The 22,655-nt window shown below is 64.6% G+C and carries 21 protein-coding genes; 5 read left to right on the top strand and 16 right to left on the bottom strand.

What is annotated here, in order from left to right; translation table 11 throughout:
* The first annotated feature begins 72 nt into the window (after nucleotides 1-72).
* Complete coding sequence (locus V6B15_RS06425) at nucleotides 73-783, top strand: helix-turn-helix transcriptional regulator (protein WP_334200482.1); 711 nt, start codon at nucleotides 73-75, stop codon at nucleotides 781-783.
* On the opposite strand, the gene rodA is transcribed toward V6B15_RS06425, so the two are convergent.
* Genes rodA through V6B15_RS06400 form a run of 5 tightly spaced genes read right to left on the bottom strand, consistent with a single transcriptional unit; the run spans nucleotide 780 to nucleotide 6,510 of the window.
* A complete protein-coding gene (gene rodA / locus V6B15_RS06420; RefSeq protein ID WP_334200481.1) occupies nucleotides 780-1,898 on the bottom strand; it encodes a rod shape-determining protein RodA in 1,119 nt (372 codons plus the stop codon). The two genes, V6B15_RS06425 and rodA, sit on opposite strands and share 4 nt — an antisense overlap.
* Nucleotides 1,895-4,012, bottom strand: coding sequence for a penicillin-binding protein 2 (gene mrdA, locus V6B15_RS06415; protein WP_320180285.1), 2,118 nt, complete (start codon nucleotides 4,010-4,012; stop codon nucleotides 1,895-1,897). The genes rodA and mrdA overlap by 4 nt, the downstream gene beginning before the upstream one ends.
* Nucleotides 4,012-4,563 carry a rod shape-determining protein MreD gene (locus V6B15_RS06410; RefSeq protein ID WP_334200480.1) on the bottom strand — a complete coding sequence of 184 codons (552 nt, stop codon included), beginning with the start codon at nucleotides 4,561-4,563 and terminating at the stop codon, nucleotides 4,012-4,014. The genes mrdA and V6B15_RS06410 overlap by 1 nt, the downstream gene beginning before the upstream one ends.
* The gene (mreC, locus tag V6B15_RS06405) at nucleotides 4,563-5,453 is read right to left on the bottom strand and encodes a rod shape-determining protein MreC (RefSeq protein WP_334200479.1); all 891 of its coding nucleotides are present in this window, start codon (nucleotides 5,451-5,453) and stop codon (nucleotides 4,563-4,565) included. The genes V6B15_RS06410 and mreC overlap by 1 nt, the downstream gene beginning before the upstream one ends.
* 13 nt (nucleotides 5,454-5,466) lie before the next feature.
* Nucleotides 5,467-6,510 (bottom strand): rod shape-determining protein, encoded by a 1,044-nt coding sequence (locus V6B15_RS06400; RefSeq protein ID WP_253515794.1) that lies wholly within the window; start codon nucleotides 6,508-6,510, stop codon nucleotides 5,467-5,469.
* 195 nt (nucleotides 6,511-6,705) lie between these two features.
* Between V6B15_RS06400 and mutL the strand changes: the two genes are divergently transcribed.
* Both mutL and V6B15_RS06390 read left to right on the top strand, forming a co-directional pair.
* Nucleotides 6,706-8,508 (top strand): DNA mismatch repair endonuclease MutL, encoded by a 1,803-nt coding sequence (gene mutL / locus V6B15_RS06395; protein ID WP_334201336.1) that lies wholly within the window; start codon nucleotides 6,706-6,708, stop codon nucleotides 8,506-8,508.
* 602 nt (nucleotides 8,509-9,110) lie between these two features.
* The gene (locus tag V6B15_RS06390) at nucleotides 9,111-9,596 is read left to right on the top strand and encodes a hypothetical protein (protein WP_334200478.1); all 486 of its coding nucleotides are present in this window, start codon (nucleotides 9,111-9,113) and stop codon (nucleotides 9,594-9,596) included.
* Nucleotide 9,597: 1 nt separating this feature from the next.
* Here V6B15_RS06390 and V6B15_RS06385 read toward each other — a convergent pair whose 3' ends face one another.
* The 11 genes from V6B15_RS06385 to V6B15_RS06335 all read right to left on the bottom strand — a co-directional run bounded on the left by V6B15_RS06385 (nucleotide 9,598) and on the right by V6B15_RS06335 (nucleotide 19,043).
* Nucleotides 9,598-10,056 carry a MaoC family dehydratase gene (locus V6B15_RS06385; protein WP_253515788.1) on the bottom strand — a complete coding sequence of 153 codons (459 nt, stop codon included), beginning with the start codon at nucleotides 10,054-10,056 and terminating at the stop codon, nucleotides 9,598-9,600.
* 16 nt (nucleotides 10,057-10,072) lie between these two features.
* Nucleotides 10,073-10,840: a glutaredoxin gene (locus V6B15_RS06380; RefSeq protein ID WP_334200477.1), complete on the bottom strand. Its 768-nt coding sequence runs from the start codon at nucleotides 10,838-10,840 to the stop codon at nucleotides 10,073-10,075.
* Nucleotides 10,837-11,634 (bottom strand): DUF1206 domain-containing protein, encoded by a 798-nt coding sequence (locus V6B15_RS06375; protein WP_334200476.1) that lies wholly within the window; start codon nucleotides 11,632-11,634, stop codon nucleotides 10,837-10,839. The genes V6B15_RS06380 and V6B15_RS06375 overlap by 4 nt, the downstream gene beginning before the upstream one ends.
* Before the next feature lie 63 nt (nucleotides 11,635-11,697).
* A complete protein-coding gene (locus tag V6B15_RS06370) occupies nucleotides 11,698-12,969 on the bottom strand; it encodes an alkaline phosphatase family protein (RefSeq protein WP_334200475.1) in 1,272 nt (423 codons plus the stop codon).
* A 10-nt stretch (nucleotides 12,970-12,979) separates the two neighbouring features.
* Nucleotides 12,980-14,080, bottom strand: coding sequence for a redox-regulated ATPase YchF (ychF, locus tag V6B15_RS06365; protein ID WP_334200474.1), 1,101 nt, complete (start codon nucleotides 14,078-14,080; stop codon nucleotides 12,980-12,982).
* A 64-nt stretch (nucleotides 14,081-14,144) separates the two neighbouring features.
* Nucleotides 14,145-15,140: an SDR family oxidoreductase gene (locus V6B15_RS06360; RefSeq protein WP_334200473.1), complete on the bottom strand. Its 996-nt coding sequence runs from the start codon at nucleotides 15,138-15,140 to the stop codon at nucleotides 14,145-14,147.
* A 30-nt stretch (nucleotides 15,141-15,170) separates the two neighbouring features.
* Nucleotides 15,171-15,665: a topology modulation protein gene (locus V6B15_RS06355; RefSeq protein WP_334201335.1), complete on the bottom strand. Its 495-nt coding sequence runs from the start codon at nucleotides 15,663-15,665 to the stop codon at nucleotides 15,171-15,173.
* A gap of 16 nt (nucleotides 15,666-15,681) precedes the next feature.
* Entirely contained in the window at nucleotides 15,682-16,251 is a 570-nt protein-coding gene (gene pth, locus V6B15_RS06350; protein ID WP_334200472.1) for an aminoacyl-tRNA hydrolase, read from the bottom strand.
* 87 nt (nucleotides 16,252-16,338) lie between these two features.
* Nucleotides 16,339-17,028, bottom strand: a complete 690-nt coding sequence (locus V6B15_RS06345) for a 50S ribosomal protein L25/general stress protein Ctc (protein WP_334200471.1) — start codon at nucleotides 17,026-17,028, stop codon at nucleotides 16,339-16,341.
* A gap of 130 nt (nucleotides 17,029-17,158) precedes the next feature.
* The gene (locus V6B15_RS06340; protein WP_334200470.1) at nucleotides 17,159-18,046 is read right to left on the bottom strand and encodes a TraB/GumN family protein; all 888 of its coding nucleotides are present in this window, start codon (nucleotides 18,044-18,046) and stop codon (nucleotides 17,159-17,161) included.
* 67 nt (nucleotides 18,047-18,113) lie between these two features.
* Entirely contained in the window at nucleotides 18,114-19,043 is a 930-nt protein-coding gene (locus tag V6B15_RS06335) for a TraB/GumN family protein (protein WP_334200469.1), read from the bottom strand.
* 139 nt (nucleotides 19,044-19,182) lie between these two features.
* Here V6B15_RS06335 and V6B15_RS06330 point away from each other — a divergent pair, with 139 nt between their 5' ends.
* Entirely contained in the window at nucleotides 19,183-20,082 is a 900-nt protein-coding gene (locus tag V6B15_RS06330) for a glycine--tRNA ligase subunit alpha (protein WP_263606786.1), read from the top strand.
* A gap of 123 nt (nucleotides 20,083-20,205) precedes the next feature.
* Nucleotides 20,206-22,641, top strand: a complete 2,436-nt coding sequence (gene glyS, locus V6B15_RS06325; RefSeq protein WP_334200468.1) for a glycine--tRNA ligase subunit beta — start codon at nucleotides 20,206-20,208, stop codon at nucleotides 22,639-22,641.
* The last annotated feature ends 14 nt before the right edge of the window (nucleotides 22,642-22,655 follow it).

The raw sequence follows: 22,655 nt of genomic DNA, 5'->3' as shown, positions 1-22,655 counted from the left end.
CTGTTCAGTAGTGTCTATCGGTGGTAAAAGCAGTCCCTCAACGGGGGGACAGTAAAACTAGCTAGAGTAGCGATGCCCGACCCCACGAAACATATCGTCAAGATGGAGGATTGCGAGGCAATTCTCGAATACCTTTACGCGGCGTGCCTAGAACAAGGCGCTACCTGGTTAAGCTATCACTTCACGCCGGTGTTCGAATCGCCCACCTCGCGAAACACATTTATCTGGACGCGCGATTTTCCCGTCGAATACCAGAAACGTTACATTAGCGACGATTTCCGTGGACGCGACCCGATCCCCCAACTCGCTTTTGAGCACGGTCCCGTACTGACCTGGACCGAGGTGCGCGCACGTGGAAAGTCGATACCGGATGTCACAAGCTTTCTCGACGATCTGGAGGAGCTTGACGTCGACAACTGGGTGGTCTTCGCGTTGTTCGGTCCGCGCAATCGCGACGGTTATGCGACGATGCGGTTTGCCGAGGATCCCGACGGCTTCTCCAAGAAGCGCCTGCAGAAAATCCACTCGCTAATCCTCGCCGCGCATCTGCAGCTCTGCAAGGTCATGGACGAGGGCCGGGCATCGGTCGCCTTGTCGGACCGCGAACGCGAGGTCGTCGAATGGATGGGGCGGGGCAAGTCGGCGGGCGATATTGCCGCGATCCTCGAGATCTCGCCCGAAACCGTGCGTACCTATACGCGCCGTGTCTATGACAAGCTGCAGACCAACGACCGCGTTACGGCAACCGTGCGTGCGCTCAAGCTGGGACTGATCGAACTCTAGCGGATCAGGCCGGTGCGGGGGGCCTTGCGGTTCCAGCGGTGGACCATCATCAACGACCCGATGCAGATCATGTTGGTGAGCATCGAACTGCCGCCATGGCTCATGAAGGGCAGCGGAATGCCGACCACCGGCGCCAGGCCCATGACCATCATCAGATTGATCGCGACATAGAAGAAGATCGTGGCGGTCATACCGAGCGCCACGAGCTTGCCGAACCGGTCGGTGCTCGCGCGCGACACGGCCAGGCCCCAGCCGAAAATCATGGCGAAAGCGCCAAGCACGACCAGCCCGCCAATAAAGCCCCATTCCTCGGCCATGGTGGCGAAGATGAAATCGGTGTGCGGTTCGGGCAGATAATGCAGATGGCTCTGCGAGCCTTCGTTGAAGCCCTTGCCTGAAAAGCCCCCCGATCCAATCGCGATTTTGGACTGGGTGATGTGGTAGCCATCGCCCAGCGGATCGCTTGCCGGGTCGAGGAAGGTGAACACCCGCTTCTGCTGGTAGTCTTGCAAGCCAAAGAAGAAGGCCACCGGTGCAAGCACGGCGGCAGCCACCCCCGCTCCGACGAACCAACGCAGCGGCAGACCTGCGGAAAACATGATGACTGCACCACCGAACACGATTGCCAGTGAGGTGCCCAGATCGGGCTGCAGCAGCACCAGCGCCACCGGGGCGAGGATCAGCGCCCCCGGCGCGATCAGGGCGCGCACGGTGGGCACCATGCCGACCGGCAAGGTCGCGTAATAGCGCGCGAGGACCAGCACGATTGCCGGCTTCATCAGCTCCGAGGGCTGCAATTGCATGAAGCCCAGATCGAGCCAGCGCTGGCTGCCGCCCCCGACGAAGCCGATCGCTTCCACCGCGACCAGCATCAGCAGCACCACCCCATAAATCGGGATGGCTAACAGCATCACTAGATCGCGTGAGAACCGGCTGAGCACGAAGGCCATGACAAGGAACACGCCGAAGCGGATGACATGCGAGGACGCATAGGGATCCCAGTTCCCGCCCGCGGCGGAATACAGCACCAGCGCGCCGAAGCCGATCAGCACGAACAGCGGAAACAGCATCTGCCACGGCTGACGCGCGATCGGGGCGGGGACGAGACCGGTCATTCGGGCGTGTCTGTGGCATCCGGCGCGGGAGTGCTCCGGGCGGAGGTCGGCCTGGCCGAGGCGGAGGCTTGCGACACTTCCTCGGGCGAGCGCGTGTCGATGCGCGAAGGGCTGGCCTCTTCGGCGATGCCTTCAGGCTGGCGGGCGGCCACGCGCGCTTCGGCTTCGACCTGGTCGAAGATATCCTCGTCGCGTGACGGGGCGGGGGGCACGGTCTCGCCCTGCGCTGCGGCATAGGCGCGATATTTCGCATTCAGCCGCTGCTGCGCAGTGCCGCCCCATTGCTCTTCGAGCGGGCGCAGCGCGTCCATGCCCTTGGCCGGATCGAACAGGAAGGTCATCACATCGCGCGCGATCGGATAGGCTGCGCCCGACCCGCCGCCATGTTCGATGACCACCGCGCCGGCGTATTTCGGTTTGTCGAACGGGGCGAAGAACACGAACAGGCCGTGATCGCGATATTTCCAAGGGCCGGTCTTGCCGTTGGAGACGCTGAGCGAAACGACTTGCGCGGTGCCCGTCTTGCCCGCCATCTTGATATCGTCGAACGGCAGGCGCGCGCGGCCCGCCGTGCCGGGGCCGTTCACGACATCGCTCATCGCCTGCCGGACGTAGCCGATTTCCTCCGGGCTGAAATCGAAATGCTCGAATTGGGGCTTGTCTCCCCCCAGTTGCAGCCGCGGCATGACCTTGTACCCGGTCGCCATGCGCGCGCTCATCACCGCCAGCTGGAGCGGGTTGGTCAGGTAATAGCCCTGGCCGATCGAGGAATTGACCGTGTCATAGGGCTGCCATGCGCTATCGTGCCGTCGCTGTTTCCACTCGGGCGACGGCACCGTCCCGTAGAACTGGCTGGTGACTGGGAGCGGGAATTCTTCGCCCAGACCCATCTTGTGCGCCCATTCGGCCACCTTGGCGAACCCCACCTGCTGGGCGAAATGGTAGAAATAGCTGTCGCAGCTCTGGTAGATCGCCTTGGCCATGTCGACCCGGCCATGGTTGCTCCAGCAATTGAAGAAGCGATTGCCGATGCGGCGCCCGCCGCCGCACATGATCGCTTCGTCCGGCTTGATGCCCGCATCGAGGAACGCCATGCAGTGCATCGGCTTGATCGTCGATCCGGGGGGATAGAGGCCCTTCAGAACCTTGTTGCGCAGCGGTACGCGCTCGTCGTCGCGCAGCATGCCGTATTCGACGCGCCCGATCCCTTGCGAAAAGCTGTTGGGATCGAAACTGGGCATCGAGGCCATGCACAATATGTCGCCCGTCTCGCAATCCATCACCACCGCCGAGCCGCTCTCGAGCCCGATCCGGCGTGCGGCGTAATCCTGCAGCGGACCGTCGATCGTCAGCCGGACGGGATCGCCCTGGACGTCCTCGCGCGTTTCCAGATCGCGGACGATCCGTCCCGATGCGGTGACCTCGACCCGGCGCGCGCCTGGGATACCGCGCAGATCGAGTTCGAACTGGCGCTCCAGCGCATCCTTGCCGATCTTGTACCCCGGCGTGATCAGTAGCGGATTGCGATCCTGCTCCTCATATTCCTCGGCATTCGCCGGGCCGACATAGCCGAGCAGATGGCCGACCGTCGGCCCCGTGGGATAAAAGCGCGAGAAGCCGCGCTGCGGGACCACTCCTGGCAGGTCGGGCAGGCGCACGCTGACCGCGGCGAACTCGTCATAGCTGATACCCGAGGCGATCTCGACGGGCTGGTAGCCGGGACCGTCGTCGATCCGCTTGCGGATGTCCGCCGCCTGGTTCTCGTCGAGCTTGAGGATATCGGTAAGCGCGAGGAGCGTGGCATCGGGGTCGGGTGTGCGTTCGGGAATGATATCGACGCGGAAGTCCGCGCGGTTCGATGCCAGCGGCGCCCCGTTGCGGTCGAGGATCCAGCCGCGCCGGGGCGGGATCAGCGAGAGGTTGACCCGGTTGCTCTCGCTCTCGAGCTCGTATTTCTCGTTCTCGGCGATGGCGATATAGCCCATCCGCGCAGCCAGCAGCACGCCGAGCCCGCCCATCGCGGTGCCGATGACGAAGGTCCGCCGGTCGAAGGCGTTCTCGAGCGTCGACTGGGTGACCACTTCGCGCGGGCGCGCGCGCTTGCGCAACCGCATCAGCGTGCCCTCCAGCGCTTGAGGCGGGTCCGGTCGAGGACCGCGACCAGCCGCGCTGCGATGGGGAAGAAGAGGATGGTGAGCACGAGCTGCGGAACCAGGGCCATGAGCGAATGGAAGGTCGGTTGGCCGCCGGAGAACAGCCACCCGGCGGTGAGGTACCCGAGTATCAGTATACCCGCGGTGAACCAATCCTGCCAGAAGGCGCGCCAGGGCATGCGCGCCTCGATCAGCTCGATGCCGAGCATGATCAGCGACCATGTCATGATCGCGAAGCCAAAGGGTTGCCCGCTGTAGAGATCGTCGACCAGGCCCAGCGGAATGCCAGCCCATACGGGCATCAATCCGGGCCGCACCAACCGCCACGCCAGCAGCATGAGCAGGCCGAACGGCGGCATCATCGGGAGGCCGGCGGCAATCGGGAAAATCGGCAAAACCGACCCGATGACGATCGAGATCCACGGCACGCTATTGGCGAGCAGTGGCGAGTGCGAGCGGTTGATCCGGCTGCCATAGGCATCGCTGCGCGCCCGCGGGTCGTTGCGCTCCATCAGTCGGTCAGCTCGCGCTCGATCGGGGTGGCCGCGCCGAGCGCCGCGTCGGGTTCGTAGATCGGCTCGACGCTGACGTAGTCGGTCGCGGCGGGGTCGCTGACGATGCGCGCCAGACCGCCGTCATCGGTGGTCTCGGTGAGGATGGCGACCGCGATTCCGGGGGGGTAGTAACCCCCCGCGCCGCTGGTCACGAAGACATCGCCGGGGCTGAGCGGATTGATCCCGAGATTGATCAGCCTGATGCGCAGCAGGCCATCGCCGCGCCCTTCGGCAAAGGCCACGACTTCGTCCTTGGCCCGGCGCACCGGGAGGATGCTCTCGGTATCGGTGAGAAGCAGCACGCGCGCGCTGTCGCTGCCGACTTCGAGAATGCGTCCGACCACGCCGCGGGGCGAGCGGACCGGCATGCCGATCGCCACTCCGTCGTTCGACCCGGCGCCAAGATAGGCGAAGCGGCGGGTGCTCGAGGCGGAGGAGCCGACCAGCCGCGCGACGGCAACAGGCTCGATCTCCTTGTCGCGCAGATCGAGCAGGCCCTTCAGTCGCCGGTTTTCCTGCTTCACCGCCTCGGCTTCGGCCAGGCGGATACGCGCGATTTCCATCTCGCGCTTGAGATCGGCATTCTTCGACCCCGCGCGGTAATAGCCGCTGACGGTTTCCCAGAAGCCCTTGCTGCCGGTCCTCACCGTGGCCGCGGTCTCGGTCGCGGGCGAGACACCGGTCTGCGCCGCCCCGCGCAGCCCCCCGAACAATTGGGGCTGGAAGAAGGACAGGGTGAGGAGGATGGCGCCGATAAGCGCGCCAGCGCCCGCGATCAGATAGCCGGTGAAGAGGTTGTATTGCGCCCTGCGAGAAAACCCCGAGCGCCGTGAGCCTGTCGGCGCCATTCCCCTGCCTTTCTTAAGCCGTCATCAGGACGCCGCGATAGATCGGGTCCTCCATTGCGCGGCCCGTGCCGAGAGCGACGCAGGACAGCGGATCTTCCGCGATGGTCACCGGCAGGCCGGTTTCCTCGCGCAGATATTCGTCCAGCCCGCCGATCAGCGCGCCGCCGCCGGTGAGCACGATGCCCTGGTCGACGATGTCGGCGGCCAGTTCGGGCGCGGTGTTTTCCAGCGCGATACGCACGCCTTCGACGATGGCCCCGATCGGTTCGGACAAGGCTTCGGCGAGGTGCCCCTGGTTGATGGTGATTTCCTTGGGCACGCCGTTGACGAGGTCGCGGCCCTTCAGCGTGATGCTTTCGCCCACACCGTCTTCAGGCGGGCGAGCGACGCCGAAATCCTTCTTGATCCGTTCAGCCGTGCTGTCGCCGATCAGCAGATTGTGGTGTCGGCGGACGTAGGACACGATCGCTTCGTCCATCTTGTCGCCGCCGGTGCGGACCGAGGTGGTATAGGCGAGGCCGCGCAGCGACAGCACGGCGACTTCGGTGGTCCCGCCGCCGATATCGACGACCATGCTGCCGACCGGCTCTGTCACCGGCATGTCGGCGCCGATCGCCGCGGCCATGGGTTCGAGAATCAGATAGACCTGGCTGGCGCCCGCGTTCGACGCGGCATCGCGGATCGCGCGGCGCTCGACCGAGGTCGACCCCGACGGCACGCAGATGGTGATTTCAGGATACCGCATCAGGCTCTTGCGCCCGTTCACCTTGCGGATGAAGTGCTTGATCATCTCCTCGGCCACGTCGAGGTCCGCGATCACACCGTCGCGCAGCGGGCGGATGGCTTCGATGCTGTCGGGCGTCTTGCCCATCATCATCTTGGCATCGTCACCTACGGCCTTGACGCGTTTCATGCCATTGATCGTCTCGAGTGCGACCACGCTCGGCTCGTTCAGGACAATGCCCTGATCCTGCACATAAACCAGCGTGTTGGCGGTCCCGAGGTCGATCGCCATATTCTGCACGCCGAATTTGAAGAGATTGTTCCAGAAGCCCATGTTTATTCGATTTTCCATGTTGTCGCGTGGTCCGACGAGAGGGATGCGACCCGCTCGCACCTCTCCGGGCGGAAATGGTGGCGGAGCCTTAGCGATAATACGAATGGAATGCCAAAAATTTCCGCTATGGCTGCGGGGGATAGCTGAACGCGCCGTCTCGGATTCGTGGCGCTTCACCGCTACAACCGCGCGACCATGCCGCAAATCCGTCGCCTGCCCGAGAATCTGGTCAACCGTATCGCCGCCGGAGAGGTGGTCGAACGGCCCTCTTCGGCGCTCAAGGAACTGGTCGAAAATGCGATCGACGCGGGCGCTACGCGGATCGCGGTCAAGCTGGTCGAAGGCGGGCTGACGAGCGTCGAGGTGACCGACGATGGTTGCGGGATGACGCCCGACGAAATGGCGCTGGCGCTCGAACGTCACGCAACCTCCAAACTGCCCGACGAAGCGATCGAACAGGTGGCGACGCTGGGCTTTCGCGGCGAAGCGCTGCCGAGCATCGCCAGCGTCGCCCGCTTCACGATCGAGAGCCGCCCGTCCGGGGCCCAGCAGGGCTGGAAACGGGTGGTCGATCACGGCGAGATCGCTGCCGAGGGCCCCGCCGCGCTGCCGCCGGGCACGCGGGTGCGGGTCGAAAACCTGTTCGGCAAGATCCCCGCACGGCGCAAGTTCCTGCGCACGCCGCGCAGCGAATATGCCGCGTGCAAGGATGTCGTCCTGCGGCTTGCCATGGCGCGGCCCGACGTGGCGATCACGCTCGATCATGGCGACCGGCGGATCTTCGGCCTGCAGGGCGGGGAAGGGCTGGCCAATCGCGTGGCGCAGCTGATCGCACGCGAACTCAAGGACAATGGCGTCGTGCTCGACATGGAACGCGGCGCGATGCGGCTGACCGGGATCGCGGGCCTGCCGACCTACAATCGCGGCGTCGCCGATCACCAGTATCTGTTCGTCAATGGCCGCCCGGTAAAGGACCGCCTGCTGACCGGCGCAGTGCGCGGCGCCTATGCCGACATGCTCGCTCGCGATCGCCACGCGGTGCTCGCGCTGTTTCTCGAACTGCCGTGCGAAGATGTCGATGTGAACGTCCACCCGGCCAAGACCGAGGTGCGCTTTCGCGATGCGCAGAGTGTCCGCGGCTTTATCGTTTCGGGCCTGCGTCAGGCACTGGCGACGGGTGACAAGCGCAGCGCGCAAAGCCCCGATGCGGGTGCCATGTCGCGCTGGCAGCAGGAACCGGCGCGCGAGGAACCATCACCCGCGCTGCGCTCGATCTTCGAGGGGCGTGACTGGTCCGCGCCGCAGCAACGCGTCGCCGAACCCGGCGGCACCTGGCGTGCGGCCGAGGGCGACATCATGGCCGAACCGCGCGGAAGGGCGGAGGAAGCAGCCCCGGTGGCGGAATCCGCGCAGAACTATCCGCTGGGCATCGCCCGCGGGCAGGTCGCCAATACCTATATCGTGGCCGAGGCGCAGGACGGGCTGGTGCTGGTCGACCAGCACGCGGCGCATGAACGCCTAGTGCTCGAGCGCCTGCGTGCAGCAGGGGCGGAAGAAGCGGTCGCGCGCAGCCAGGCGCTGCTGATCCCCGAAGTGGTCGAACTCGACGAAACCAGCTGCGACCGGCTCGAGGAGGCGGCGCCCAAGCTCGCCGAGCACGGTCTCGCGCTCGAACGTTTCGGCCCCTCCGCCATGCTCGTCCGCAGCCTGCCGCATGCGATCGCGCGGACGGACCCGGAAAAGCTGCTGCGCGATATCGATGACGATCTCGCGCTCAATGGCGAAGCGCTGCTGCTGGGTGAAAAGCTCGACCTCGTCCTCGCCACGATGGCCTGCCACGGCTCGGTCCGCGCGGGCCGCGTGCTGCGCGTCGACGAAATGAACGCGCTGCTCCGGGAAATGGAACGCACCCCGCGTTCAGGCCAATGCAACCACGGCCGCCCGACCTGGGTGAAACTGTCGATGGAAGACGTCGAGAAACTGTTTGGCAGACATTAGGCTGGGCTGGCCTCCGCCTCTGCTCGACAACTCTTACGCTGTAGAGGCCAAAAGCGGACTGTCAGGTTGCGACCCGTTTGCGGTCGTTCGGGCGATCCTTTACATCGATACTCGGGAGGCCTTCAGGCGATAATGCTACAGCCAGTCATTGCATGGATTGATCGCGACGTAGCGCGTTGGAATGGCAATCCCCTCGCAACCGTAATCGTTAGCTGCATACCCATGGTCGTTTGGTCGCTAATCACAGGGGACAAGCCAGCCGATGCGCCTAGTCATTTGTTCGCATTGATGCTTGCACCCACCGTGATATTCGGAAGCCTCGGCATGTGGCGTGCTTGGCGCTATGTTTGGGCAGAGCATAAGAGGATACAAATGCTCGGTGCCGCAGAAGACCTTCAAAAAAAGAGGGGGGAGGCCGGCGACGATTAGACTGCTAACATCTCGTTCCCACCCCAAAGTCGGACGTAGCGAATCCGCGTCGCATTGCCCCAAATCAGACGTTGAACGAACACGGGAAACGCTGGACCAGACCGTGCGTTCTATGTCTCGACATGGGTCAAACTGTCGATGCAAGACTTCGAGAAACTGTTCGGGAGACATTGATGCGCAAGATTGCTCTGCTGGTGACGTTGGTGCTGGCCGCCTGTTCCAGCGAACCGACCGAGGAGGAACGCGCCGCCGCGGTCGCCGAGGTCGAGGCGCATCAGACCCCGCCGCCGCAACCGCTGGTGCTCGACCCCATCCGTTATCGCGAGATCGAACAGCAGGATCTGTACGGCGCAGGCTGCAGCTTCGCGCCCGAGGGCGGGGGCCTTGCGGCGACCGCGCTCGCAATGGCGGAGACCGGGCATTTCCTCCACAATGGCGAACTGGTCACGCTGGCCGCGGACAAGGGTAGCGCCGAACTGCCCTATCTGGCGCGCCGCAAGTATGACGGGACCGCGTTTTCGATGACGCTCGAGCTCGACGAGGAAACGGGCGAGCAGGTCGGCGAGGAAGTCAGCGATTATTCCGCCACGCTGACCATTCGCGATGCGCATGAGGCCGTGGTCTATCGCAAGACCGGCATCGCGCAATGCGGCGTCTGAGCTAGTCCGTCCCTTCCGGGTCGCGTGTGCGGATCAGCCCGTTCGATACCATCTCCATGACCGGCTCGTCATTCTGGTTGAAGACGGTGAGATGGCTCTTGAAGATGCCCATTTCGGGGCGAGAGGCGCTGCGGCGTTTCTCGATCACTTCGCTTTCGCACCGGAGCGTGTCGCCCGGATAGACCGGCTTTTTCCAGCGTAGCTGGTCGACGCCCGGCGAACCCAGGCCCGCCTGCTTGTGCTTGGTCAAATTCTCGACCAGCATCGACATGGTCATCGCGCAGGTGTGCCAGCCGCTGGCGGAGATGCGGCCGAAATGGGTCTGCGCCGCGGCCTCGTCATCGAGGTGGAACGGCTGCGGATCGTATTTCGAGGCGAAGTCGATCACCTCTTCGCGCGTGACCTCGTAACGGCCGAAGGCCTGCTTGTGCCCGATGGCGATGTCTTCGTAGAACTGCATTGCAAAATGCAATGTATCAAAGCGCGGGGCGAAGCAACATCCAAATCCCCATGCCGATCATCGCGAGGTTCTCGGTGAGCGATACGAAGCCGAGCGGGACGTTGCCGCTTCCGCCGACGCAGGCGCATTTGATGCTGCGTTTCTGGATATAGACCGCGTAGAAAACGCTGACCGCGCCGATCGTGCCGATGGTCAGTGCTACCGGGATCGAGAGCCAGGGCAATTGCCGTCCCGCCATCAGCACCGCCGCGCCGGCCTCGAGGAAGGGATAGGCATAGGCGTAGGGCACCCAGCGCTGGCCGAGCAGGTCGTAGCCCACGAACATGGTCGAGAACTGTTCGACATCCTGCAGCTTGAGCATGGCGAGCATCGCCATCGAAAAGGCTACGAACCATTCGGCGGTCCGCCCGGTGAAGGCGGCTTCATAGACGAACAGGCTGAGCGCGACTGCCAGCGCCGCGCCGACGGCGAACACTGCGATAACCGGCGTGTAGCTGGTGTCGCCAGCGCCTGGATCATCGTAACCGAAATGGGTCCGCAATTCGCTGTAACCGCCGATCCGCTCGTCCCCGATAAAGGCCTGCGGTGTCGTGTCGACGCCGTGCTGCGCCTTGAACGCGTCGGTCTGTTCGCGAGTGGTCAGCCAATGGTCCTCGACCGCGAAGCCCTCGCGCTCGAGCAGCCATTTGTACTTCGTGCCATAGGGACAGACATGCTTGTCCATCACCATGCGGTACAGCCGCGCGGTCTTGGCCCCGCGGGAAGCTGCGTCCGCCGCGCTCATGCGCGGAAGCGGGGCACGCGTCCTTCGGTGCCCAGATCGGGGATGATGCGATAGCGTGCGAGGACGAGGCTGAAGAGACCGAAGGCGAGCAGGCCGATCGCGACGAGCTTGAAGACGATGCCTTCACCCGCGAGACTGGCAACGGCATCGCCCAGCGTCTTCACCTGGTCCGATCCGCCGCTCATGAAACCGGCCTGGAACAGCGACCAGCCGATGATCAGGAAAACGACCGCGCGTGCCAGATAGCCTGCGCCGCCGATCCAGCGGGTTTGCGAGGGCGCGCGCGGGCTGATGCGGTTCATGAAGCTGCCGGTCAGGCCCTTCTTGGCCTGGAAAGCCGCGGTGGCGAAGAAGGCGATCCCCAGCAGGCCGAGCACGACGCCGCCGAACTCGATTGCCAGCACGCCCGACGCCGCTTCCTGCGCGCCGCCGCCAGTGTCGCTGCCCGTCGTGGCGAACTTATACGCCGAATAGGCGAGCGCGAGGTGGCCGATCGCGCTCCCCGCATGTCCGATCCGGGTGGCCCAGCCGGTCTTGTCGGTGCCGTGGTGTTCGACATCGAGGAATGTCGAGGCGAAGCGGAACAGCGCATAGGCGAGCAGGCCGACGACCATCAGCCAGAGGATGCCGGTGCCGAGCGGGAAATCCTGGATGGCCTGGAAAATACCGTTGGTACCCTTGCCGATACGGCCCGCGCTGGTCAGCGCAATCAGGCCGAGTACCGAATAGAGAATTGCTCGGCTGAAATAGCCGACGCGCACCAGCGTGCTGAATTTTTCCGATTTATCGACCACGAATGTCTCCCCGTTGAGCTTTGCATGGCAACGGGGTAGAGGCGTGCTCGTTCCGCGGGCCGCCTAATTTTGCGCGGCGAGCGCATCCGCGACGTCGGCCAGATCTCCATCCGAACGCGCCGCCTGCGGCAGGCCGATCAGGTGGCGCAGCAAGGGCGTTATCGCGGTGTTCTGGAACGACTCGATCGTCACGCCGCTACGAAAGGCGGGGCCATGGGCGATGAACAAGGATGCCATTTCGGGGGCAAACGGGTCGTAGCCATGACTGCCGCCGCTCCACGCCGTGTCGGAAGCGCGGGCGGTGATGGTCCAGCCGGTATCGGGCAGGCACAGATAGGGCGGGATGCGCGGGTGTGTGCCATATTGGAAGCGCGCGGGGATCTCGCCCTTGCGCCAGCATTCCATGTGCTCGTGTTCGCGCAGCAGTGCCGCTTCAAGCGCTGCCGTGTGCTCCTCTGTGGCTTCGAAAGTCGCATAGGCCCCGGTTTCGACCGCGCGGTAGAGCGACGCGTCGACGATTTCGTCGAGCACGATCATCCTGTCCGATCCGGTCGCTGCCATCCCGTGGTCCGACACGAGCACCAGATTGGTAGGCTGGCCGAGGCTCTCGAGCCCCGCAAGCAGATCGGCGATATGGCTGTCGACGTCGCGCAGCGCCTCGTCGATCTCCTCGCCCACCGGCCCGCCGCCGTGTCCCGCACTATCGACCGTATCGAAATAGAGGGTCACGAATTCGGGGCGGATATCCGCCGGGCGGCGCAGCCAGTCGAGCACCGAATTGACGCGCTGTGTGTTGGTGACCTGCATGCTGAACGCCTGCCAGTCGCTGGCCATCGTCCCATCGGTCACCGGGCCGTAGCGCACTGCCGTTCCGCCCCAGGCGACCGCAGAGCCGGGCCAGAACATCGCCGCGCTGCGGATGCCCGCTTCCTCGGCCTCTACCCAGACCGGCTTGGCCTCGCTCCACCAATAGGGATCGACGGTGGCCATGGTGAAGACATCGTCGGGCCGCGTCTTGTCTTCCATGCGGTTGGCGGTGATGCCGTGATGATCAGGCACCAGCCCGGTCACCAGCGTCCAGTGATTGGGGAAAGTCTTGGTCGGGAAGGACGGCCGCATCGCCGCGCGCGTACCTTCGCTGGCCAGCTGCGAGAGCGTCGGGGTCAGCCCGCGTGCCAGATAGTCCGGATGGAACCCGTCGATCGATACCAGGATCGTTACCGCTTCGCGCTGCTGGGCTACTGCCGTGCTGGCAACAGGTGCATCGGCATAGCCAGCGCAACCGCCGAGAACGCTGGCAAGGCCAAGGGCGAGGGCGGCGGCGATCCGGTTCATCTGGAAGTCCTCAGACGTTGAACTTGAACAGCAGGACGTCGCCGTCCTGCACGAGATATTCCTTACCTTCCTGGCGCAGTTTGCCCGCTTCGCGCGCACCGCTTTCCCCGCCAAGCGCAAGGTAATCATCGTAGGCAATTGTTTCAGCGCGAATAAACCCGCGCTCGAAATCGGTGTGGATTTCGCCCGCGGCCTGCGGTGCCTTGGCCCCGGTGGGAAAAGTCCAGGCGCGCGTTTCCTTCGGACCCGCAGTGAAGAAGGTCTGCAGGCCGAGCAATTTGTAGCCGGCGCGGATGACGCGGCTCAGTCCCGATTCTTCCAGCCCCAGTTCGGCGAGGAATTCGGTCCGGTCTTCGGGAGGCATCGTGACCAATTCGGCTTCGATGGCCGCGGAGACCACCACGGCCTCGGCGCCCTCGGCCCTGGCCTTGGCGAAAACCAGTTCGGACAGCGCATTGCCGCTCGCAGCATCTTCTTCGGCGACGTTGCAGACATAGAGCACCGGCTTGGCAGTCAGCAGCTGTGCTTGCTGGAAGACGCGGGCTTCTTCCTCGTCCTTGGGTTCGGTCAACCGCGCGGGCTTGCCTTCCTTGAGCAGCTCGAGTGCCTGGCCGAGCACGCTGGCCATCAGCTTGGCTTCCTTGTCGCCGCTGGTGGCACGCTTGGCGGCAGCGGGAACGCGCTTCTCGAGGCTTTCGAGGTCGGCCAGCAGCAGTTCGGTCTCGACCACTTCGGCATCGGCCAGTGGATCGACCTTGTTGGCGACGTGCTGGATGTCGTCATCCTCGAAGCAGCGCAGCACATGCACGATCGCATCGACTTCGCGTATATTGCCGAGGAACTGGTTGCCCAGCCCTTCGCCCTGGCTCGCGCCTTTGACCAGTCCGGCGATGTCGACGAAGGCCAGCTGCGTCGGCAGGGTCTTGGCCGACTTGGCGATCGCGGCAATCTTGTCGAGCCGCTCGTCCGGCACCGCGACCTGGCCGACATTCGGCTCGATCGTGCAGAACGGATAGTTCGCGGCCTGTGCGGCCTGCGTCTCGGTCAATGCGTTGAACAGGGTGGACTTGCCGACATTCGGCAGGCCGACGATCCCGCAGCGGAAACCCATCAGAAACTCCGGTATATGTGTGTGGCGCGCGCCTTAGCCGCGCCGCACGCGAATAGCCAGAGCGTCAGACGTTGTGCACCGCCTTGATCAGCGGGCCGTAACCGCTTTCGCCCAGCCAGCCGACCTGCGTCTTTGCGCTGACCTCGTTAATCGCGGTCTGCGGGATGCTCCCGGCGCTGACGGGCAAGCGGAGGGGGCGGGTCCCCGGGGCCATGCCGAGGACCCTTTCCATCGCGTGCGGAATGTCCATCGGATCGGCGCTGCGGCCCGATCCGTCCTCCTCGCCCATTCGCGCGACCACTTGCGGATATCCGCCAAGATGGATCTGGTCGGCGCGCTCCCTCAGCTCTTGCGAATAGCGGTTGCGATTGACCCAGACCTTGGTGGGATACCCGCCCGGTTCGATTATCGTGACCCCGATATTGTGCGGCACCAGTTCGTAGGCGAGCTGTTCGAACATCGCCTCGACCGCGAACTTGGTCGCCGAATAGTGACCCGCATAGGGAACGATGACGCGGCCCAGCTGGCTCGACACGGCAAAGATATGTCCCTGTTTGCGTGCGCGCATTCCTGGCAGCACCGCGCGGGCCAGCCGGTGGTAGCCCAGCACATTGGTATCGAAGGCGAGCTTGGTCGCTTCCATGTCCTGGACCTCGACCGGCCCGGTGATGCCGATCCCGGCATTGTTGACCAGCACGTCGAGCCCGCGGCCGATTTCGCGCTCGGCTTTGGCGACGGCATCGGCCACTTCGTGGTCGAGCAGTACGTCGAGCCGCATCACGCGGATATCGAGCGATTCGTCACGCGCCAGCTGCATCAGCTCCTCGGCCTCGGGCCGCGGCGTGTTGCGCATGGTCGCAAATACGGTTGCTCCGGCGCGGGCGAAATGTTCGGCAGCGAGGCGCCCGAAACCGGAGGAACACCCGGTGATGAGGATCGCCTTGCCCGTCAGGTCGGGCGCGGGGATCAGCTTGTCGTCCTGCGCCCGGACGGCAGTGGCGGCAAGTGCTCCGGTGGCTGCGGCTCCGGCAAGCAGGGTGCGGCGAGTCAGATCAGGCATGGCAGTCTCCCTTTGCCCGCATCCTAGCAATTACCGCGCCGAAAGCGAAGCGAGCCAGCGTTCGAGTTCGCGCGGAGAGCGGATGTACAGCAGCTTGGCTTCATGTCCCGCGAGAGCCCGCTCGATCCGCTTGCGCGGTCGATTATGCCATGTCGCCACATACCAGAGGAAGCCCGCATCGAAGCGCTCGGGGCAATCGGGGGCCATGTCCGGCCGCGTGGTGCCGCGCGCCGACCAGATGCGCCGGATCACCCGCGACAGGCAGCGCGCGGCCGAAAAGTCCAGAAACACCACCTGGTCGGCGCGTGCGAGCCGCAGTTCCATCGTGCTGGCGTCATTGCCGTCGATGACCCAGCGCGGTGACTGGACGATCGCTTCCAGTTCGGGGCGCCAGTCACGCTCGTCACGCTCGACCCATCCTGCCGACCACATCAGCTGGTCGAGATGGTAGGATGACAGATCGAGCATTTGGCCAAGCCTGCGCGCGAGGGTCGATTTCCCGCTCCCGCACGGCCCCAGGATCATGATCCGGTTCACAGGCTCAGTCCTGCAGGCGCAGCGCGATATCGTTCATGAAGCGGGCGTCGTCGCCCTTGGCCAGCCATTCGGCTTCGGCCGCCATCGCCGCCAGCATGTCGGCCAGCGGCTCCATTTCGCTCTTGGCGTAATTGCCCAGCACATGGCCGTGGACGCGCTCTTTCGATCCGGGGTGGCCGATGCCGATCCGCACGCGGCGGAAATCGGGGCCGAGGTGCTGGTTGATCGACCGCAGCCCGTTATGGCCTGCCAGCCCGCCGCCCATACGGACCTTGACCTTGAAGGCGGCGAGGTCGAGCTCGTCGTGGAACACCGTCAGGGCATCGGGGTCGAGCTTGTAGAACCGCAGCGCTTCGCCTACCGCGCGGCCGCTTTCGTTCATGAAGGTCGCGGGCTTGAGCAGTAGCACCTTGTGCGTGCCGATCCGGCCTTCCTGCGCCCAGCCGGAAAACTTCTTCTGGACCGGGCCGAAATCGTACATCGCCGCGATAACGTCGACCGCCATGAAGCCGACATTGTGCCGGTTCATCGCATATTTCGGTCCGGGATTTCCAAGGCCTGTCCAGATCTGCATGCGGGGTCCTCTAGCGATGGTGGGGCCAAACGCAAAACGCCGGCCCCTTGCGGGACCGGCGCTTCGTTGCGGTAAGGCAAGAGGCGATTATGCGCTCTTGTCTGCCTGTTCCTGTGCCGCGTCCTCGTCGACACCCTGTTCGGTGGCGGGGACATCCTGCGGATCGGTTTCGCCGTCATCCTGCGAGGTATCGCCTTCGGCCTTCTTGAGCGCCGAGGGAGCAACCAGCGTGGCGATGGTGAAGTCGCGATCGGTGATCGCGCTCTCGCTACCCGCAGGCAGCTTCACTTCGCTGATGTGGATCGAATCGCCGACTTCCTTGCCGGTGACGTCGACTTCGATCTCGCCCGGGATCTTGTCGTTTTCGCAGACCAGTTCGAGCTCGTGACGGACAACGTTCAGAACGCCGCCCTTCTTGAGGCCGGGGCTGGCTTCCTCGTTGAGGAACACGACCGGAACCGAGACTTCGATCTTGCCGCCCTTGGCGAGGCGCAGGAAATCGACATGCTCGGGGCGGTCGGTGACGGGGTGCAGAGCGACGTCCTTGGGGAGCGTGCGCAGCTTCTTGCCGTCCACTTCGAGCTCGACGATCGAGTTCATGAAGTGGCCGGTGTCGAGCTGCTTGATCAGCTCCTTTTCTTCCACGTGAATCATCGTGGGTTCTTCCTTGCCGCCGTAGATCACGGCGGGGACACGGCCTTGACGGCGCAGTTGACGGGAGGCTCCCTTGCCAGCCCGTTCGCGCGCCTCGGCCGGCAGGGTCAGAGCGTCGCTCATGGCACTTACCTTTCGAATGCTATTTGGTTGCTCGGTCCACCACGCCTCCAGGGATGACCATGGTGCCGAAGGCCGCGCGCATAGCAGGGCGGGGCCGAAAGGCAAGTAAGAACGCCCGGGTGAGGTGGGCTTATTCGACCCGGCGAATGGTGAAACCGCGCGCTTCGAGCATGGTCGGCAAGCCGTCCGCACCCAGCAGATGGCCCGCGCCCACCGCGATCATCGGCTTGTCGCGCGCCGACAGCAGGTTCTCGATCTGCGCCGCCCAATCGGCATTGCGGTCGCGCAGCAGCGCCTGCGCCAGTTCGGGATCGGCCAGGATGCCGCGCCTCGTGAGCTGCGTGAGCTGTTCGGTATCGCCTTCGAGCCAGGCGGTAGCGAGCGCGGAGATTTCGCCCTCATTGGCGCGCGCTTCCTCGAGCACGGCATTCAGCAGGTCGCGCTGCTCGCTCTCGGGGAGCGTATCGAAGATCGCCAGCTGCTTGCGCGCGCCTTCGAGCTCGACCACCTCGCGTTTGTCGAACACGGCCAGCAGCGCGCGGTCGGCGCCATTTTCCGACTTGGAGGATTGCGCCACCTGCGCCAGCGCCAGCGCGGCGGCCCAGCTTTCCATCGGGTCGAAATAGCCGCGGCGGACCTTGGCCTTGACCAGCAACGTCTCGAACTCGTCGCGCAAGGCCGGATCGATCCGCTGCGCCAGCGGCCCGGCGGGGCGATCGAAGGCCATTTCCTCGAACAGCGTCGACAACTCGTCGCCATTTTCCAGATTGGCGACCTCGACCACCAGCATGTCGGCCTCAGCCAGCACCGCGTCGAGCTGGGGCGAGCGCCATTTGGCGCCGTCGGGCAGCGCATGGATGGTCCCGAACAACCAGCCTTCGACCGCGCCCCTGCTGTCGGCGATCTCCCACAGCGCGGGGTAGGGTCCTTCGGGCTTGGCCGGATCGGCCTGCTTCCCGCAGGCGGAGAGCAGCAGCACGAGTGCGATGCACAGCGAAGGAAGAAAGCGGCGGGTCACGCCTCCTCCCTGCATGGTTTACCCACCGTGGCAAGTCGGGAATTCCCCGTGCCCGGTCGCGGGACGATTACTGGATGCGCGTGACGGACAGCCCGCGTCCGGCGAGGTAATCCTGCACGCTGCCACGCCCGGCCAGATGGCCCGCGCCGACCGCGACGAAGACGGTGCCCGGTTCGGCAAGGCGGCCGTGGATCCACTCGGCCCAGCGCTCGTTGCGGTCATAGAGGAGCGCATGCGCCAGCACCGGGTCGGTCAGCCCGTCGTTCATCAGCGCGGCGAGGCCATCGGCGTCGCCTTCGAGCCATTCTGCGACCATGTCGTCCATCATCGGCACGACCTGGTCGATATTGTCCGCCGACACCATCAGGAAGGCGATCTGCGATTCGACCGGCAGCGTGTCGAACAGTTCGATCTGCCATTCGAGCGTCTCGAGCGCACCGCGCGCGACGTCGGCGGGGGCCAGTTCCTCGAGCTTCGCCTCGACGCCGCTTTCGGCGGCATAGCCAGCCTGCAGCAGCGGGACGACGGCCAGCGTCATCCCGGCAAACCATGGCTCGAAGCGGTCGAAGGCCGCGGGCGGCATGGCCAGCTTGGTGAGCGCGAGTTCATAGCTCGTCCGATCGGGTTCGGAGAGCATGTCGCGCAGCGACTCGTCGGCGGGCAGCAGCGCACTGGTCATCACCATCTGCTGCGCGGCGGGGTCATGCGCCGCATTGCTGGGGATCTCGGTGACCAGTTCCTGCGAGACGGCGAGCGCGGTCTCGATCGGCCCCTTGTACCATTCGATGCTTTCGGGAAGCGCATGGACGGTGCCGAACAGGTAGATCGTGGTATCCGCATCCGCGACCTGCCACAGGCCGGGACCCGCAGCGACGGGTGCCTCGGCCGTAGCCGGGGCGGTCGCAACGTCGGCTTCGGGCAGCGCGGCGCAGCCCTGCAGCGCCAGCCCGAGCGGGGCGAGGCAGGCGAGCGCCGGGCGGATCGAGATGCGGTTCATGCGGTGTGATTCCCTGTCGTGGAAGGCCGCGATACCGAGCATTGCGACGAATTGCCAAGTCGCCGGTGGATATTGCGGTGCAAGCCGCGCTGCGCTGCGGCATTGACCCTGTTTGACGCTTGCGCCATTGCCCCGCGCCATGGACCGCAATCCGCAAAATTCCTTCCAGGACATGATCCTCGCGCTGCACGATTTCTGGAGCGCGCAGGGCTGCCTCATCCTGCAACCCTACGACATGCGCATGGGCGCAGGCACCTTCCACACCGCGACGACACTGCGGGCGCTCGGCCCCGAACCGTGGAACGCCGCCTTCGTGCAGCCCTGCCGCCGCCCGACCGACGGCCGCTATGGCGAAAACCCCAACCGGCTGCAGCATTATTACCAGTACCAGGTGATCCTCAAGCCGAGCCCGCCCGACATCCAGGACCTCTATCTCAAGAGCCTCGAGGTGATCGGCATCGATCCGCTCAAGCACGATATCCGCTTCGTCGAGGACGACTGGGAAAGCCCGACGCTGGGGGCCTGGGGGCTAGGCTGGGAAGTCTGGTGCGACGGGATGGAAGTCACCCAGTTCACCTATTTCCAGCAGATGGGCGGGTTCGACTGCAAGCCGGTGGCGGGCGAACTGACTTACGGGCTCGAACGCCTGGCGATGTATATCCAGGGCGTCGATAGCGTCTACGATCTCGCCTTCAACGATCGCGGCGTATCCTACGGCGACGTCTTCCTCGAGAACGAGAAGCAGATGTCGAAGTGGAACTTCGAGGTCGCCGAGACCGATGCGCTGTTCGACCTGTTCAACAAGGCCGAGGCCGAGTGCCAGAACGCGCTCGCCAATGACGTGCCGATCGCTGCCTACGAGCAGGCGGTCGAGGCCAGCCACATCTTCAACCTGTTGCAGGCGCGCGGCGTGATCAGCGTGCAGGAACGCGCCAGCTACATGGGCCGCGTCCGCGACCTCGCGCGCGGCAGCTGCGAAGCGCATATGGCCAAGGAAGCGCCCGCCTGGGCCGAGAAATATCCGGAGTGGTCGAAATGATCTCTGCCAGTCCTAAACGGTACTCCGTCACACCCGCGCAGGCGGGGGTCCAGATAACCTCCCTTGCGCGCGCCACAGCCCTTATCTGGGCCCCTGCCTGCGCAGGGGCGACGGAGGTGGCGAATGTCTGATTTCCTCCTCGAACTGCGCAGTGAAGAAATCCCCGCCCGCATGCAGGCGGGCGCGCGCGCCGAACTCGAAAAGCTGTTCCGCCGCGAGATGGACGCCGCCGGTGTCCAGGCGGGCGAGATCACCGTCTGGTCGACCCCGCGCCGCCTTGCGCTGATCGCGCGCGGGCTCCCGCTGGCGACCGAGGCTGTCAGCGAAGAATTGAAGGGTCCGCCCGTCGGCGCGCCCGATCCGGCGATCGAAGGGTTCTGCCGCAAGGCGGGGGTCGACAAGGCCGATCTCGAAACGCGCGAGGTCAAGGGCCGCGAAACCTATTTCGCAGTGAAGAACGTACCCGGTCGCGCGACAGCGGACCTGCTCGCCGAAGCGATTCCGGCGATTATCCGCGACTTCAGCTGGCCCAAGTCGATGCGCTGGGGTGGTGCCTCGATCAGCACCGAATCCTTGCGCTGGGTGCGCCCGCTGTCGGGCATCGTCGCGCTGCTGGGCGATGAAGTGGTCGAGTGCGAAGTGCACGGCGTCACCAGCGGTGCGGTCACGCTGGGACACCGCTTCCACCATTCGGGCGACATCACCATCGGCAATGCCGACGACTACGCGATGAAGCTGCGCGCGGGGCACGTCATCGTCGACCATGAGGAACGGCAGGACCTGATCCGCTCGGGCGCCGCCAAGGTCGCCAAAGAAGCCGGCCTCCGCCTGGTCGAGGATGAAGGGCTGGTGATCGAGAACGCAGGCCTGACCGAATGGCCCGTTCCGCTGCTCGGTCGGTTCGAGGAGGATTTCCTCGAGGTCCCGCCCGAGACCATCCAGCTGACCGCGCGCGTCAACCAGAAGTACTTCGTCTGCGAGGACGAAAAGGGCGAGCTCGCCAACGCCTTCATCTGCACTGCCAATATCGAAGCAGAGGATGGCGGCGCGCGCGTGGTCGACGGCAACCGCAAGGTCCTCGCCGCACGACTGTCCGACGCCCGCTTCTTCTGGGACGTTGACCGCAAGAAAACGCTCGCCGAACACGCCAAGGGGCTGGAGCGGATCACCTTCCACGAAAAGCTGGGAACCGTGGCCGACAAGGTCGAACGCGTGGCCAAGCTGGCGCGCTGGTTGGTCGAGGAAGAAATCGTCAAACCCAACACCCGTCATTCCCGCGAAGGCGGGAATCCAGATAACGGCGGTGGTACAGGCAACTCGGGTCAGCTGGACCCCCGCCTGCGCGGGGGTGACGGATTAAGCCGGGAAGACCTCGCCGACATGGCCGAACAGGCCGGGCGGCTCGCCAAGGCCGATCTGGTCACCGAAATGGTCGGCGAGTTTCCCGAACTGCAGGGGCTGATGGGCGGCTATTACGCCCGCGCCGAGAGCCTGCCCGATGCCGTCGCCGACGCGATCCGCGATCACTACAAGCCGGTGGGGCAGGGCGACGATGTTCCGACCGCACCGGTGACGGTGGCGGTGAGCTTGGCAGATAAGCTCGATACGATTGCTGGGTTCTTTGTTGTCGATGAAAAGCCAACTGGTTCAAAAGATCCGTTTGCATTGCGGCGCGCGGGAATCGGATTGATCCGTATCTTGCTCATAAATGACCTGCGCTATTCGATGACGCAGCTTGTCATGAAAGCCATGTTTGGAGCGCTTGAGTATATCTACGCGCAAGAGCAATCGGCGAAGGCTTCTCTCGTCGCAGCGGTTCTCCCCTTGCTTGGTGATGAAACGCTAAAGGCTCAGGTTCTTCAGAGCGCTTTTCCGGCTGGGAGCCTTCCCGATGATTCTAAGGAGGCTGTGCCCGTTGAACAGCGCGACAGAGAAAATGCTGCGAGGCTCATCGAGTTGCTCGCATTTCTTGCCGACCGCCTGAAGGTCCAACAGCGCGAGGCAGGCGTTCGCCACGATCTCATCGATGCAGTGTTCGCGCTCGGCGGCGAGGACGATCTCGTCCGCCTGCTCGCCCGCGTTCGTGCGCTCCAGTCCTTCATGGAAACCGAAGACGGCGCCAACCTGCTCGCAGGCTACAAGCGCGCCGCCAATATCCTCAAGAAGGAAGACTGGCACGGCGCCGAGGGCGAGATCGCGCGGACGGGCGAGGAAGACCCGCTCGCGCTGGTCGACGATCCCGATATGACAGCGGTGATCCAGGCCAAGATGGCCGAGCGCCATGCGAAAGAGCTTTCCTACGCGCCCGAACCTGCCGAGAAGGCGCTGATGGATGCGCTTGCGAAATCGGAACCGGCAGCGAGCCGGGCCATTGAAGATGAAGACTTTTCCGCCGCCATGGCCGCGCTGGCTGCATTGCGGGCACCGATCGACCGGTTCTTTGAAGAAGTGACGGTAAATGCGGATGAAGAAAACAAGCGGGCGCACCGTCTCGACCTGCTTGCGCGCTTCCGTGCTGCAGTGCACAAAGTCGCCGATTTCAGCCGCATCGAGGGCTGATGGATTTTTGCCCT

The organism is Qipengyuania sp. Mu-71 (assembly GCF_036867055.1).
Lineage (GTDB): Bacteria > Pseudomonadota > Alphaproteobacteria > Sphingomonadales > Sphingomonadaceae > Qipengyuania > Qipengyuania profunda.
The sequence above is the reverse complement of the archived record's forward strand: the minus strand, read 5'-3'. Positions and strand labels throughout refer to the sequence as shown.